General features: G+C 62.2%; 8 protein-coding genes. 4 read left to right on the plus strand and 4 right to left on the minus strand.

All coding sequences use genetic code 11. The features are described 5' to 3' along the window. Window positions 1-93: 93 nt before the first annotated feature. Window positions 94-1881, plus strand: coding sequence for a phosphoenolpyruvate carboxykinase (GTP) (locus ACYX7E_RS07865; protein ID WP_462080015.1), 1788 nt, complete (start codon window positions 94-96; stop codon window positions 1879-1881). Between the two features lie 153 nt (window positions 1882-2034). Beyond that, window positions 2035-3333, plus strand: a complete 1299-nt coding sequence (locus tag ACYX7E_RS07870; RefSeq protein WP_462080016.1) for an aspartyl/asparaginyl beta-hydroxylase domain-containing protein — start codon at window positions 2035-2037, stop codon at window positions 3331-3333. A gap of 21 nt (window positions 3334-3354) precedes the next feature. Here the strand turns inward: ACYX7E_RS07870 and ACYX7E_RS07875 are convergent, their stop codons facing one another. Further along, complete coding sequence (locus ACYX7E_RS07875) at window positions 3355-4854, minus strand: sulfotransferase family protein (protein ID WP_462080017.1); 1500 nt, start codon at window positions 4852-4854, stop codon at window positions 3355-3357. A 116-nt stretch (window positions 4855-4970) separates the two neighbouring features. Here ACYX7E_RS07875 and ACYX7E_RS07880 point away from each other — a divergent pair, with 116 nt between their 5' ends. Continuing rightward, a complete protein-coding gene (locus ACYX7E_RS07880) occupies window positions 4971-5447 on the plus strand; it encodes a hypothetical protein (protein ID WP_462080018.1) in 477 nt (158 codons plus the stop codon). A gap of 5 nt (window positions 5448-5452) precedes the next feature. Further along, window positions 5453-7315, plus strand: coding sequence for a 2OG-Fe(II) oxygenase family protein (locus tag ACYX7E_RS07885; protein WP_462080019.1), 1863 nt, complete (start codon window positions 5453-5455; stop codon window positions 7313-7315). Window positions 7316-7367: 52 nt separating this feature from the next. On the opposite strand, the gene ACYX7E_RS07890 is transcribed toward ACYX7E_RS07885, so the two are convergent. From ACYX7E_RS07890 to ACYX7E_RS07900, 3 genes are all read right to left on the minus strand, one after another. Then, the gene (locus tag ACYX7E_RS07890; RefSeq protein ID WP_462080020.1) at window positions 7368-8975 is read right to left on the minus strand and encodes a tetratricopeptide repeat-containing sulfotransferase family protein; all 1608 of its coding nucleotides are present in this window, start codon (window positions 8973-8975) and stop codon (window positions 7368-7370) included. Between the two features lie 183 nt (window positions 8976-9158). After that, window positions 9159-12002, minus strand: a complete 2844-nt coding sequence (locus ACYX7E_RS07895; protein ID WP_462080021.1) for a TonB-dependent receptor — start codon at window positions 12000-12002, stop codon at window positions 9159-9161. Window positions 12003-12378: 376 nt separating this feature from the next. Next, a complete protein-coding gene (locus ACYX7E_RS07900; protein WP_462080022.1) occupies window positions 12379-15342 on the minus strand; it encodes a TonB-dependent receptor plug domain-containing protein in 2964 nt (987 codons plus the stop codon). Window positions 15343-15434 lie beyond the last annotated feature (92 nt).

A 15434-nucleotide genomic window follows, 5' to 3' on the forward strand; every position in this document is an offset into this window, starting at 1 on the left:
TTGTCGCAACGCAGCACGAACGATCTTCCTCCCAACTCTACAATTGCCGCACTTGCGTCACTTTGGCAGCAATGCCGTTTTGGAGGACAACGGATGAATGCAGTACCACGCCCGCAGGCGGCCCCTGCGACCGGCAGTCGTCATGCTGTGTTGAACCAGTGGGTGGCCGACGTTGCGGCGTTGACCCAGCCCGACCGCATCCACTGGTGCGACGGCAGCGATGCCGAGTACCAGCAGTTGCTGGAGATCATGCAGGCCGACGGCACCTTGCTGCCGCTCAACCCCGATACGCATCCGAACTGCTGGTTGCATCGTTCCGATCCCAGCGACGTTGCGCGCGTTGAGCACCTGACCTTCGTGTGCACGCGCGACGCCGACGATGCCGGCCCCAACAACCACTGGATGGCACACGACGCCGCGCACGCGAAGATCGACGCGCTGTTCGAAGGCTGCATGCGCGGCCGCACGCTGTATGTCGTGCCCTATTGCATGGGCCCGATCGATTCGCCGCTCGCGCGCTGTGGCGTCGAGATCACCGACTCGCCGTATGTCGTCGCCAACATGCGGCTGATGACGCGGATGGGCGCAGCCGCACTGGCGCGGATCGAACGCGAAGGCGAGCAGGGCGGCGTGTTCGTGCGCGGCCTGCATTCGATCGGCGAGCTCGATCCCGATCGCCGTTTCATCATGCATTTCCCCGAAGAGCTGAGCATCAAGTCCTATGGCTCCGGCTACGGCGGCAATGCCCTGCTGGGAAAGAAGTGCCACGCCCTGCGCATCGCCTCGTGGCAGGCACGCCAGGAAGGCTGGCTGGCCGAGCACATGCTGATTGTCGGCATCGAGAATCCGCAGGGCGAGACGCATTACATCGCCGCCGCCTTCCCCAGCGCCTGCGGCAAGACCAACCTGGCGATGCTGATTCCGCCGGAAGCCTACCGCGAGCAGGGCTGGAAGGTCTGGACCGTCGGCGACGACATCTGCTGGATGCGGCCTGGCGAAGATGGCCGGCTGTGGGCGATCAATCCCGAGGCCGGGTTCTTCGGCGTTGCGCCGGGGACGTCGGCGGCGTCGAACCCCAACGCGCTCGCGTCGATCCAGCGCGACACCATCTTTACCAACGTTGCGGTCACGCAGGACAACCAGCCCTGGTGGGAAGGTCTGGACGACCGCGTCCCGGCGCTGGACTGGCAGGGACGGCCCTACGACCCGGCCAATGGTCCGGCCGCGCATCCCAATTCGCGTTTCACCGTCAGTGCCCGTCAGTGCCCGAGCTGGTCGTCGCGCGCCGAAGACGCCCAGGGCGTGCCGATCTCCGCGATCGTGTTCGGCGGACGCCGCGCATCGCTGGTGCCGCTGGTGTTCGAAGCGCGCGACTGGACCCATGGTGTCCTCGTCGGTGCCGCGATGGCGTCGGAGACGACCGCCGCCGCGACCGGCCAGGTCGGCATCGTGCGCCGCGACCCGATGGCGATGAAGCCCTTCTGCGGCTACCACTTCGGCGATTACTTCGCCCACTGGCTGTCGTTCGACCGGCCCGGCGTGACCCTGCCCAAGGTGTTCCACGTCAACTGGTTCCGCAAGGGTGCCGACGGCAAGTTCCTGTGGCCGGGCTTCGGCGAGAACCTGCGCGTACTGGAGTGGATCCTGGGGCGTGTGGATGGACGCGTGTCGGCGGAAGAGACCAGCGTGGGCTGGTTGCCAGATCGCGGCTCGTTCAATGTCGATGGCCTCGGCATTGGCGCCACGCAACTGGAAGCGCTGCTCGGCATCGACGAAGCGGGCTGGCAGCAGGAAGCGGCTGCCATCTCGGACTACTTCGAGGCGCTGGGGCCGCGTACACCGCAGGGCCTGGCAGCGGAGCTGCACCGCTTCGGCGTCTGATGCCCTGAAGACCGGGACCTGCCTCCCGGCAGGCCCAGCATGGGAGAAAGACCGCAATCCATCCGGCGGGGCAGTCGCTGGCCCGGGTCGTCAGGGCCGGGGGTTCCCGGGTAGAGTTGGGCCATGGGGGCTTGCAGTCCCGTGGAGGGTGCGATGTCGGTCGATCAGTTGATGGGGCTGGTACAGGCAGCAGGCGCCGCGGCGGCACAGGGGCGGTGGCAGGACGCGGAACGCCTTTGGCTGCAGGTCAGGGACATCGATCCCGGGCACGTGCAGGCGCTCTTCAGCCTTGGTGTCCATGCACACCAGCGTGGCGATGTGCTCCAAGCGCTCGAGATGCTGGCATCAGCCCACGCGGCCGCCCCGCGCGATCCGATGATTCCCCTGACCATCAGTGTCGTGCATCGCAGTGTGGGACAGGCTGATCAGGAATGGCAGGCGATTGCGGCTGCCCTGGCCATCGATCCGTATTTCCTGCCTGCCCTGCTGTCGAAGGGCGAGTTTCTTGAGCGCAACGGCAGAACGAATGCGGCGGCGTCGGTCTTTCGCAATGCACTCAAGGTGGCCGTGGACGAGTCCCAGTGGCCGGCCGCGTTGCGTCGCCGATTGCAGGAAGCCAAGGCCAAGGTCGATCTCGACGCAGAAGCCTTGGAAGCCTTCCTCACACACCAGATCAAGGCCGGACGCGATGCGGTGGAGGCGTCATTGTCGGGGCGCTGGGACGAGGCGATCTCGATCATGGTGGGTAAGAGCCGGCCCTATCACGCGCAATGCAATCAGCTCCATGTGCCACGGCTGCCGGCGATCACCTTCTACGATGATGCCCTGTTTCCTTGGATGCGCGAGCTGGAGTCGCGTACTGATGCGATCAAGACCGAATTGCAGGCAATGATTGCCAACCGTGGCGAGGAGTTCGTTCCCTACATCCAGTACCGCCCCGGTGATCCGGTCAACCAGTGGGACAAGCTCAACCATTCACGCAACTGGAGCGGCTTCCATCTGTATGCGCATGGAGAACCGGTGGCGGAGCATCTTGCCGAGTGCCCACGGACGGCAGAGGCATTGGCCCTGGTGGATACGGTGGAGATTGCAGGGTTGTGTCCAAATGCAATGTTTTCCGCACTTGCACCTGGCGCGCAGATACCGCCGCATACCGGGGAGACCAACGCACGGCTGGTCGCGCATCTGCCCCTGGTGGTGCCGGAAAAGTGCAGTTACCGTGTCGGCTTCGACTGGCGACAGTGGCGCGAAGGCAAGTGCTGGGTCTTCGACGACACCATCGAGCATGAGGCACACAACGACAGTGAGCAGGTGCGGGTCATCCTGATGTTTGATGTGTGGAATCCCTTGTTGTCGCACGCCGAGCGCGACGTCGTTACCGCCTTGAGCAGTGCAATGCACGCGTTCCGGACCAGGAACGATGCAGCCGGCAGCGGTGCACGTGCGGGATAGCCGAGCGGGATTCGTCCCTCGTCAACGCGCAACATCGACGCTCGCCTGTTCAAGGGCTTCGCGCAAAGGGGCCAGGAACATCTCGTAATGGCGCCAGCGCCCCAGAGATTCCGCATTCAGGGGTTGGCGGACCTGCCAGAAGCTGGCGGTCTTGACGGTATTGGATTGCAGGTGGAATCGCATCCAGTCGGCGTTCCATTCCAGTTCGAGGAAGTCGAGCACACGGGCGAGCTCGGGCTCGGGGTTCATCACGAAGGCGTCGTAGTCGAAGCTGTGGATGTCGCTGGGGTACAAGGACTTCCAGTGCGACATCAGCCGATCCTGCTCGCCGTGATGATGACCGATGTCGGCAAGCGATGCGGCGTACGCGAAACTGCGTGGATTCAGATGCTGCATGAAGATGGAAAGCCCTGTATCCATTGGATGGCGCCGCGTATGAATGATCCGCGCGCGCGGAAACATTTGCTTGATGATGCCGACACGATGGAGGTTGTCCGGGCGTTTGTCGGTGATGTAGCGCAAGCCGCTCGCCTGGGGAAACAGCACATCCCGTTGTTCAATGTAGCGTCGCGCGAGGGCGGATAGATCGGCAGGCGTTGCCGGGCGACCCGACTGGATCAGTTCCGACGTGATTCCCCGCAGAAGCCTGGGCAGCAGATCGAGCTCTCCCCCGGCATGGATCCGAGGGTGCGTGGCGAGGACCTGCTCCAGCAGCGTAGAGCCGGAACGGAACATGCCACAGATGAAGATGGGAGCGGGAGAGTCGGCGTCATCCGGACGATCCTGCGCAGGCGCCGAGGTGCGGATCAATGCATCATGCGTGCGTCTTGCCTGGCTGCGGTCGTAGGCGGGGTATCCATCGTGCGCGATACGCTTCCCGCTTGCGAAGGCATCGAAAGCGGGTGCGTACTCGCCGAGACGGTCACACGCCCGCCCAAGGGCGAAGAACAGGTTTGCGCGGGATGGCGCATCCAGTGGACCTGGTTTGCCGGTCGCGCGTCTCAGTTGCCCGAGAAGTGGATCGTCGGTCGATCCAGGTGGCGTGAGTTGCGATAATCGGGACAGCGCTTCGAGCTGGTGTGGGTCCAGGTGGCTGCCGTCACCGGCGTCGGCCAGAATTTGCGCATAGCAGGAAATCGCCGCCGCGCGTTCGCCACGTTCCTCATGCAGGTTTCCCAGGTTCAGGCGCGCAGGACGGTAGTCGGGGGCCAGCTGAAGGGCGGCCTCGAGATCATGGCGTGCGTGCTCATCGAGTCGAAGATGGTCGCTGTAGATCACCGCGCGGTTGAGATGGATCTCTTCCGGTTTTTCGATTCCAGATCGCAGCGCATGACCATAGGCGTCCAGTGACTGCTGATAATGGCCCTCCTGCTTGAGCAGATAGGCCAGGTTGTACCAGGCCTCCGCATGCGCCGGATGCGTCGATAGCAATCTTCGATAGGCCTCGATCGCTGCATGCCTTTGGCCGCTGCGCAGCAGGGATTCCGCTTCGGATTGCAATTGGCTCAGGAGGGTTGGCATCGCGTCAATCAGGGGGGGCTGCGGAGGTGGACGGGACTTTGGGTTGCAGGAGACCGGCGTGGCTGGAGTATGCTGGACGGCAATGCCCTGTGGCGAAATCGGGATAGGGGGTCGGGATGACTGGACTGAAGCTGGTCGCATGCTGTGTGGGATCGGTGCTGGCGATGCAGCTGGGCAATTCGGCCGTCGCCGCTGATGGGCAGGTCTCGGCAGCCTCCCATTCTTGTGCCGCGGTCGTGGAGCGCGATGCCCGACTTGAGTGCTATGACCGGAGTTTCCCTCCGGATCCCCAGGTCCGGCAGGCCGAGGCCGAGAAGGCGACACGCGAGTTCGGATTGGCCCCAGAGCCTCGTACGCGCAGCGAGGAGCATTCCCCGGATCGCATCGAGGCACGCATCGTGAAGCTGGCATATGGCCAGCGTGGCGAGCGCACCCTGACGCTGGACAATAAACAGGTCTGGCGGATCGTCGAGGCGACCAGCAGGGGGCATATGGTCGAGGGCGACCAGGTCAGCGTCCGCAAGGCGTCGATGGGGTCCCATTTGTTGATATCTCCAGGTGGCGTGCCATTGCGCGCGCAGCGCGTCAGATAGATCGCATGACTGCCGCGGCCGGCATTCGTCCGCTGACTGCGTCCCAGGCGCAGACATTCGAACATGCACAACACCTGGCGCGTGCCGGACAGCATGGGCAGGCGGTCATGCTCGCCAATGCATTGGTCGCCGAGGCTCCCGGCGCCGCCGACGCCCATCATCTGCTTGCCATGTGCCTGGCGGAATCGGGAGCGGATGTCGCGGCGGAACAGTCTTTCCGCGCAGCGCTGTCGCTGGCGCCCATGAGTCGCCCGATGCTGCTCAATTTTTCGACCTGGCTGCGCAGGCGTCAGCGAGGGATCGAGTTGCTCGATACGTTGCGTGATGCGTTGGCCAGCGCTCCTGAGGATGAGGCGTTGCTGATGCAGGTAGGCATGGTCGAGCTTGAGTCAGGGCAAGCGACAAGGGCGATCGGCACGTTCAACCGGTTGCTTGTGCGCGCTCCTCGATCGTTGCCTGGATGGCACGCCATTGGCAACGCACAACGCGTTGCAGGTCATCCGGAGCGGGCGCTGTCTTCCTTCAAGCGCACGATCGAGATCGATGCCGGTTATGTCCCAGGCTGGGTCAACCTGGGCGCGACCCAGCGCGAGCTCGGGCGTGTTGGCGAGGCGCTCGCAAGCTTCTCGCATGCGTCCGCGCTCGGGTACGCGACGCCGGAGTTCATGGATGTCGTCGCCGGGACGCTTGCAGATGCAGGCGAGCCGGATCGGGCGCTCGCCATGGCCAGAGAGACGGTGGCGAGGCATCCGGATTTCGCTGCCGGTCATGTGAATCTTGCACATCTGGCATGGGAGTTCGGCGACGGCGCCTCACCAGAGTCGGATCCATTGATTGATCTGCGGATCGCTGCCGGCAGGCAACCCGGCAACCGCTCATTGCAGATGGCGTATCTCCGACTGCTGCTCGAAGCGCGTGACGGCGAGCAAGCGGTCGAACAGGCCCGATTCATTCGCGACCGGTTTGGTGACGATCTGGTCTCTCTCTGGCTTGCCGCAGATGCGAACACGCTGGCGGGCCAACTGAGCGATGCAGGTGCGCAGTACGAGCGCGCTCTGCGCCTGGGGGGAGACAGGAATCCAGCCTTGCTGAATGCCTGTGCCCGCCATGATCTGGCCACGTCTCGGCCTGAGCTGGCAAGCAAGCACGCGAGTCTGGCCACCCTTCTGGATCCCTCCAACCAGGAAGGATGGGCGCTGCTGTCGACGGCGTGGCGCTTGCTGGGTGATGCGCGCGAGTTCTGGCTGTGTGACTACGAGCGGTTCGTCGGCTTCGTTGCAGCCGAACCGCCCGCGGGCGCAAGTCTGGACGAGTTTCTTGGACATCTGACCGAAGCATTGGATGGCATGCATCGCGGGATGCGCGCGCCCGTCAACCAGACCCTGCGGAATGGATCGCAGACGCGTGGCCGCCTGTTTGGCCGCAACGAGCCGAGCGTTGTCGCTGCCGAGACAGCGCTCCGTACCGCGGTGGAGACATGGTTGTCCGGCTTGCCGACCGAGGAGGCACATCCATTCCTGGGCAGGAATACCGGACGCGTCCGTTACTCGGGTTCGTGGTCAGTGAAATTGCGTTCGTCTGGTCGACATGCCAACCATGTCCATCCGCTTGGATGGTTGAGCTCGGCGTTCTATGTGTCCTTGCCGGCGTCCATGACGGCAAGTTCCGACGATGCCGGGTGCCTGCAACTTGGACAGCCACTGGAAGAGCTGGGCCTGTCCTTGCAGCCGCGACGCGTGATCAGGCCAAGGCCGGGCTGGGTCGCATTGTTTCCGTCCTACATGTGGCACGGGACCATGCCATTTATCGACGACGCGCCGCGCCTGACGGTGGCATTCGATATGCTGCCTGACCCCGGCGGGCACTGACTCCGGCCTATGGCGTGTGAGGCGGATTTGTAGCGACAAGCGCACAGGGCACTCAGCGGACGTCGATTCCCGCCGCAGCCAGTGCGTCAGACAATGGTGCCAGGCCCTTGGCATGGCGCCGTGACTTCAGCACGGAACGCCGGTGGATGGGTTCACGGACCTGCGCCGCACTGGCCGTGGCGAAGGGACGTGCTGCCACCGACGCTTCATCGAGGTTCGGCCGGTCGGTCGCGAGTCCGCACCAGGCAAGAATGCGCTGGGCTTCGCGTTCGGTGTTGCTTACGAGGTCTTCGTAGTGAACGTCCAGGATTTTTCCGGGCATGACCTCGTGCCAGTGCTGCATCGTCTGGTGGTAGGCGATGTAGTAAGTCGCCAGCTCCTGCAAGTCGTACGAGAAATGATAGGCGCCGTAGAACAGGGTTTTGAAGACGGCGTAGCAGCTGTCCAGCGGGTCTCGTCTTACATGGATGATCCGGGCGTTCGGCAACGCCTTCGCGATCATGCCGCAGTAGAGGTAATTCACCGGCATCTTGTCGATGAAACGATGATGCCCGCCGGCGGCCTGCCTGGCTGCTCCGATGTAGTCGCGGCCCAAGCTCGCGAAATCGATCGACAACGAGGCTTGTGCAGCCGTCAACGTGGGTTGCGTGGCGAGAACGCGTTGCACCGCGGCCCCCAACGCATTGCCGAAGTCGAGTAGTTCACCCGCGGGGGCGATGCGACCCTGTCCACCCAGTATCCGCTCGACCAGCGTCGTGCCGGTACGCGGCATGCCGACGATGAAAATGGCGCCATCATCATCATGGCCCGCTGTCGGGAGATCCATCTGTTGGACCGTGAACGCGTCCCGGATGCTGGCGAGGGCGTCCCGTTCACTCCCTACGTCATAGCGGAGCGTGCTGCGCATGCGTGCCGCTGCCTGCACCAGGGTCGCGAAGGAAAGGTCGTCGTCGCCGAGATCCTCCTGTTCCTTGGACAAGGCGTACAGGCATGCTGCGTGCGCAGAGGCATCGGAGAAGCCTGTCTTGAGGCGTGCCTGGAGGTCTGCAACATGATTGTTGTCATGCGTTTGACGCCGCAGGGTAGAGCGCAGGTACAGGGCGTGCCCTGCCTGTGGCACGATGGTGAGCAGTCGATCGAGGTTCTGTTCGGCCTGGTCGAACTGGCCTGTGAAGAACTGTGCGGCCGCGAGGTCGTAGAGCAGGCCGGGCGCATCCCCGATGAGCGCGCGCGCGCGCTTGAAGTACGGAATGGCACCAGCCGGATCATTGCCATTGTTGAAGATGCTGCCGATGCGCCACAGCGCCTGACCATTGGCATCTGCATGGATGGCTGCGCTGCTCGCCGTGGCCATCGCATCGGCGCGCCGACCCATCTGCAGGAGTAGCTGCGCCTTTTTGACCTGCAGAGCGACGTCGCCGTTTGCATGCGAGATCGCCTGCTCGATCAGGTTCAGCGCTGCCTGGGGCTCATTGACCGCGAGTTGGACCTCACTGGCGAATACCAGTGAGAACGGGTCGTCCGGATGAGCGGCGATCAATCTGTCTGCCAGGTGCCTTGCTTGTTCGAATTGTCCCTGCTGCAGATGCCGGTATCCGGCTTCCAGCAAGTGCCGGGGGGCTGGAGGGTGCGGAGATCCTGGGTGGACGACATGGCTCATTGGTGCGATGGATCCTGTGGGCACATCCTAAAGGTGCGGCGACGTCATGGTAGAAGACGCCGAAAGCAAGGTTATCGGGCAAGCACGGCGTTGAGTCAATGACGGCCTGAGGCCTGGGCAGGGGAAACGTGCAAAAAAAAGCGGCGGGCCTGGGCCCGCCGCTTCATGGACTATCGAAAGGGATCAGAACTTGAAGCTGACGCTGGTGAAGATGTACCGGCCTGCCTGATCGTATCCGCCGACCGAGTTGCCGTTGAGCACCACCGTTCCACCTACCATCGGCGGTTCCTTGTCGGCGATGTTGTTCACGCCGACCGTCCAGGTTGCGTAGTCGCCAAATTGCATGGAGCCGGACAGATCAAAGTAGTTGTAAGCAGCGATCTTGTTGCCATTGCCCACCAGAATGGTGTCCGTGGAGCCCTGCGAGCCGTTCTCGTTGACGTAGTCCTTCTCTCCCACGTACCGCCAGCGCAGTCCGACGCTGTAACCATCCAGGCTGTAACGAAGATTGGCGAAATGACGCCACTTCGCCGCGTTACAGGACGTATTGATGGTGCCCGCGCAGTCATAGGTCGTGACGTCCAAGCCGGGAATCGGCTCCTTCGTCTGCTCGAGTGCATACGTACCGCGGAACATGGTGGACAAGCGTCCCGCCCCGATGTTCCAGGCATAGTCTGCCGTCAGGTCGATACCCCGGAACTTCAGGTTTCCGTAGTTGCTCAGCGTGTTGTAGACCAGTCCCGACACGTTGGGATCGCTGCCACGGAAGAGGTCGCCGGTGCCAGCGTTGCGACGAATGAGGTCGCAAAGGGCGGCGTTGCCGCCGATGGCGCAGCCGGCCAGGATGTTGGGACCTTCGATCGGCTGGATGGCATCCTTGATTCGGATGTCGTAGTAGTCGACGCTCAGGTTCAGGTTGTCGATCGGATTGGCTGCAAAGCCCAGTGTCCAGGTGTCCGCGGTCTCAGGCACGAGTGCCAGATTGCCGCCGCCGATCTGGTTGTACTGTCCCGCCGGATTGGCGGCGATGTTGCCGTACTGTGCTGCGGTAACACCGGTCAGCAGGCACTGCGCTTGGGTGTACTCCGGGCTGGCCCCTGCACACGGATCTTCACCTGCCCACAGGCTGATCGTGTTCGGATCGTACAACTCGGTGATGTTGGGCGCGCGGATCGCACGGTTGTAGCCCGCACGCACGCGGAACTTGTTGTCCGCGAAGTTGGCGCCGAGGCCGAACTTGTAGGTATGGACTGCGCCAGAGTTGCTGTAATCGGAATAGCGATAGCCGACTTCCGCGCCAAGGTGGTCCAGTGGGCCTGCATCACTCAAGAGCGGGATCGCGCCTTCCAGGAAGAATTCGCTGACTTTGATCTCGCCTGAAGCGTTGCTGGTCGGGCCGCCCAATCCAGTGAAGTTGCCCGTGGCCATGTTGCTGTCCGCGACACGGTCATAGGTCTCGGCACGCCATTCATAGCCGGCCACCAGACTGATGGGATCTTCGGCTGACGGCAGTCCAAAGCCCAGGTCGCCGGTGATGTAGGCATTCACTACCTTCATCGAGGTGGTGTAGTTGACGATGCCGACACCCTGCAGGGCCTGTGCCGCTTCCGCCGAGACGTTGTCGTTCCAGACGTCGTACGGCAGGCAGCCGTCGAAGGCACCGGCCGGGCAGCCAAGCAGTGCGTCGCGAACGCGCGTGGTGACGAAGTCGTTGATGTTCTCGTTCTTGGTCACGCTGCGGTTGTAGGTGAACGACGCGTCATAGGACCAGTTGTCGTTGATTGCGCCTGCAAGGCCACTGGTGATGCTGTAGCTGGTGTTGTCGTCACGCCCGATGCGCGGACCACCTTCGACGTTGCGCTTTGCGACGTAGACAGTGAAATCCTCGTCGGCCGGGATGCCGAGGTCTGCGCACAACGACCCGTAGACCGACGTGCTGCAGGGAACACTCAAGTCCGTGAAGAACGCGCCCGAGGGCGCAATCTGCGTCGAGCTCTTGCGATTGACGAACATCGTGCTCAGATAAGGCTTGAAATGTTCGTTGATCTCGTACTCGACGTTGCTGCCCGCGGTGAAACGGGTATCAGGACGCTGGTAGTAGTTGATCGGCGCATAGTTGTAGATGAAGGGATCTGCTTGTTCCCAGGTGCCACTCGCATTGGGAAGCGCGTAAAAGCCGCCAAGCGATGGAGAGAAGATGTAGAAATTTCCGGGGTCTGCGGTCGCGGAACCTCCGCAGGATGTGCCCGCAGCGTTAAGCGCACAGGAAGAGTAGTCGCGCTGCCCCTGGAGCAGGGACTCGTTCTTGCGCCAGGTCACCCAGCCCATCGCATGACCGTTCTCGCCGAAGCGGCCGCCGATGGCCAGATCGATGCTCTTGGAAATGCCGTCGAACCCGGAGTTGCCCGACGGATAGTCGAAGCCACGCGCATCCATCCTGGAGGGAAGGTAGCCGTTGTCGTTATCGTGTTGGTAGGCCGAGTAGCCGAGATTGACGCTGACTCCCTCGAACTGGTTGTCGAGGATGAAATTCACGACGCCAGCCATGGCGTCTGAGCCGTAGACGGCGGATGCACCGCCAGTCAGCAGGTCGACACGTTGTACGAGCGCGGCGGGGATGATGCTGATATCAGGAGTTTCGCCGAGGCCTTTCGGAATGCGTCGGCCATTGACGAGCGCAAGCGTGCGCTGTGGGCCGAGCTCGCGCAGATCGACCGTTGCGTAGCCCTGCGAGGGATTGTTCTGGAAGTTGTCGAAATTTAACGCCAGCTGGGGGTACTGATTGACAAGGTCTTCGACCTTGGTGGCTCCGGAATACTGGAATTCTTCTGCCGAGATTTCGGTGACGGGGCTGGATGCCGTCATGGTCTGGCTCTGGATGCGCGAGCCGGTGACGGTGATCTTGTCCAGTTCAGTGGCCTGGGTCTGGTCCTGGGCCATGGAGGTTCCGGTCGTTGCCATTGCAGCGACGCCTACGGTCAGCGCTACCGTGATGGCGTCGCGAAGTTTCGAACGCTTCAGTCTCATCAGTCTCTCTCCGAGGGATATGTGGGGAAACCACAAAAGTCCAGCAGCGGCCGCAAAATAATTGACCAAAAACTGCAAGACAATTGGATGGTATTCCTGCTAGAGAGATAATTAAAGTATCGTTAATCGACTGATTTCGGTGTCAAATTGAGCTTTGGCCCCGAATTTGGAACAGTTGCCGGGCATGAAAGCCCCTGACTGCGTTGCAAGCGTCTTGCAGAGTGCCGGGTCGGGCCGTCGTGTTTTTCCTTTTTCTGGATCAGTAGTTCTTTCATGGAAGGGTGTGGCACAAAAAGATCTTGCGTCGTCTTTGAAAGCGCCACAAAGAACTACGGCCCCGAAGGGCCGTAGTTGTGTTGCAGGATTACAAGGTGGATCAGAAGCTCTGCTGGTACTTCATGTAGACGAACCGACCGATGTCGAAACCACCGTAGTAGTTGGTGTTCGCCGCCGGCTGCGAGTACAGCGGCGGGCCGAGACGATCCAGCACATTGTTGGCACCGACCGAGATCGTGGCATTCCAGGGCGCGCTCCAGCGAACCTGCACGTCGTTGAACGACACCGAGCCGGTGCGGTTGATGGCACGGGTCTGAGCCGGGTTGGTGGCAATGTAGCCGGGATCGCTGCACTCGTCGGGATAGGCGACTGCGCTGAGGCAGGTTTCCTTGATCGACGAGAAGTAGCGCACGTTCCAGCTCACACCGAGGTCACCCTGCGACCAAGTCAGTCCCAGGTTGGAACGGACGCGGAAATTGACACCCGTTGTGCTGGCAAAGCTGTTGCCCTGCGTCACCCAGGTCGCGGCGTCATCGGTCTTGAACTCGTTCTTCGAGGTGTAGCTGGTCTGCCAGTCGACACCGAAGCGGCCAAAGCCGGTCTCGAAGCGGTAGCTCGAGCCGAAGTCAAAGCCTTCCATTTCGATGTAACCAGCGTTGCGGCTGCCGTACGACATGTTGTTGACAATGCCACTCACAGGATCGCGAGTGAACGTGCCGCAACGCGAAGCGATGAGCTCGACGTAGCAGTCGTTCAACATCTGGGTCGGAGTGTCCGCGACGATGGTGTTGTCGATGTTGATGTTCCACCAGTCGACGTTGAAGCTCAAACCTTCAGCGAAACCCGGGCTCCACACGAGGCCCACGTTCTTGCTGACTGACTCTTCCGGGGTCAGATCCGTATTGCCTGAGCCTGAGAAGAACGCCAGAGGGGTCTGCGCATTGGCCGAGGTGGTCGGAACGAAGCCCTGCTGCTGCTGACGGTATGCCGCGGCGTTGGCAATGTCCTGTGCGCAACGCGACATGACGGCGCTGCTGTTGCGGGCTGCGCCATACAGGGTGTCGCAGGGATCGGTGAAGAACGCAAAGGTCTGCGAACCACCACCGTACAGGTTGGAGATCGTCGGTGCACGGAAACCTTGTGCCCAGGTTGCGCGAACCATCAAGGTATCGATCGGCTTCCACTTCAGGCCGACCTTGCTGTTGGTGGTTTCGCCGAAGGTGTCGTAGTCGGAGTACCGGCTCGACAGGCTCAGGCTGAGTTCGCGAGCGGCGACGACGTCCGTCAGCAGCGGCAAGTAGAGTTCGCCGTAGACGGAGTTCTCGCTGTAGCTGCCTCGGGTCGCACGACCGGCGAGGTTGGTGGATCCGCCGGTGACCGCCAAGCCATCCGGAATGAACTCGCCCTCTTCCTTGCGATGCTCAACACCGAGCGCGAACGATGCTTCGCCACCCGGGAGCTGGAACATCCCGCCAGTGATGTTGGCGGTGTAGATGGTGGTTTCCGTCTTGCCGAGAGAGTGCTCACGCTGGAACAGGAACTCCTGCAGTGCGGCGTTGTCCAGGCTCCCCGGACCGACCTCGCCGTAATGCAGCAGCGGATTCCACGGCACGCAAGAGGTGAACGGCAGCGGATTGGCGGAGGTGCCGCACTGGACCTGTCCCGACGCGTTCATGAACGACGGTCCAAGTGCCCGTTGAACGCTGGCAAGGTTGAGGTTGCCGAACGAGGCCTGGACGTTCTTGTTCTGGTTGTACAGGGCGCCGACATCCCAGTCGAAGATGCGCTCGCCCACTTCGAAGCTACCCTCAAGCGAGGCGCCGAAGCGGTAGGTGGTCGAGTCACTGGTCGAGTAGCGCGGCACTTCCCACGTCCGGCGCCACCAGTTGGTGATGTTGTTGTCGAGCGGATTGAAGTAGCTGTCGGCGTGGAGCGGGACGCCGGTGTTACCGTCGAAAGTGGCGAACGAAGCTGCCTGCATCGGATAGCCGGCGGTCGAACGCTCGGAGAAGCGGTTGCTGTACAGCATGTTCGTGCGGAAACGCACGTTGTCGGTCAGCTCATAGCTGCCGTCCAGGAAGATGGACTTGCGCTCAAGCGGAGTGCGCAGGTGCATCTGCTCACCGGAGTTGCTCTTGTGGATCGGATTCGCGCCGGTGTTCTGCGCGATGTAATCCGCCGGGTTTCTCGGGTCGCCGCCCGGGCGAACGATCACGCGGACCGTGCGGCCAGGATTTGCTGTTGTGGCTGCGGGATAGGTGATGTTCGGAAGCGTGTTCGACGTCGGGCTGCTGATGAAGCCGCCATATTGACCGACGGGCGTCCAGCTCACACCAGGGTGACGGTCGCCGAGCGGCTCCGCGCTGAAGGAGCGGTCCGCGAACCAGACTGCCTTTTCCTTGGCGTATTCGATACCGACAGTCACCGATGCGCGCTCGGTCGAAGTGCCGAGCACGAAGTCGTACTTCTCGACCGCGCCATCGCCTTCACTGTACTGGCCGTAATACGCACTGGCCTGCAAGCCTTCAAAATTGGAGCGCGTGATGATGTTGACCACGCCAGCCATCGCGTCCGAGCCATAGACTGCGGAAGCACCATCCTTCAGGACTTCAATGCGCTCGACCATCGCGGCAGGAATCGTGGAGATGTCCTGGAGACCACCGGTGGTGATGCCCAGGCGCTTGCCATTGAGCAGAACCAGGGTGCGCTGAGCGCCGAGGTTACGCAGGTCGATCGCCTGTCCACCTGCGGCTTCGCCCGAAGACAGCGGCGAGGCGCGGCTGATGGGCGGCGAACCCGCTGCTGAAATGTTCTGCAGGATGTCGGAAACCGACTGGAAGCCCTGGGCTTCGATTTCCTGACGCGTGATGGTCTGGATCGGCTGCGACGTTTCAACGTCGACCTGACGGATGCGCGAACCGGTGACTTCGATGCGATCGAGGGTAGTCGCTTCCTGGCCGCTGTTGTCCTGCGCGGACACCGATCCCGTCGCTGCGAGCGTGGAAGCGCCCGCTGCAAGTGCAATCGCAATCGCGTTGCGGAGCTTGTGGTTTTTCAATGTCATCTTCTCTCTCTCTCCAAGTAAGGCTTGGCACGGATGCCAATCGGAACATCGCCGAGGCGTCAAAACTGACGCCAAAAACGGCAAGGTTGCTG

It is taken from the genome of Luteimonas sp. RIT-PG2_3, from assembly GCF_054902115.1.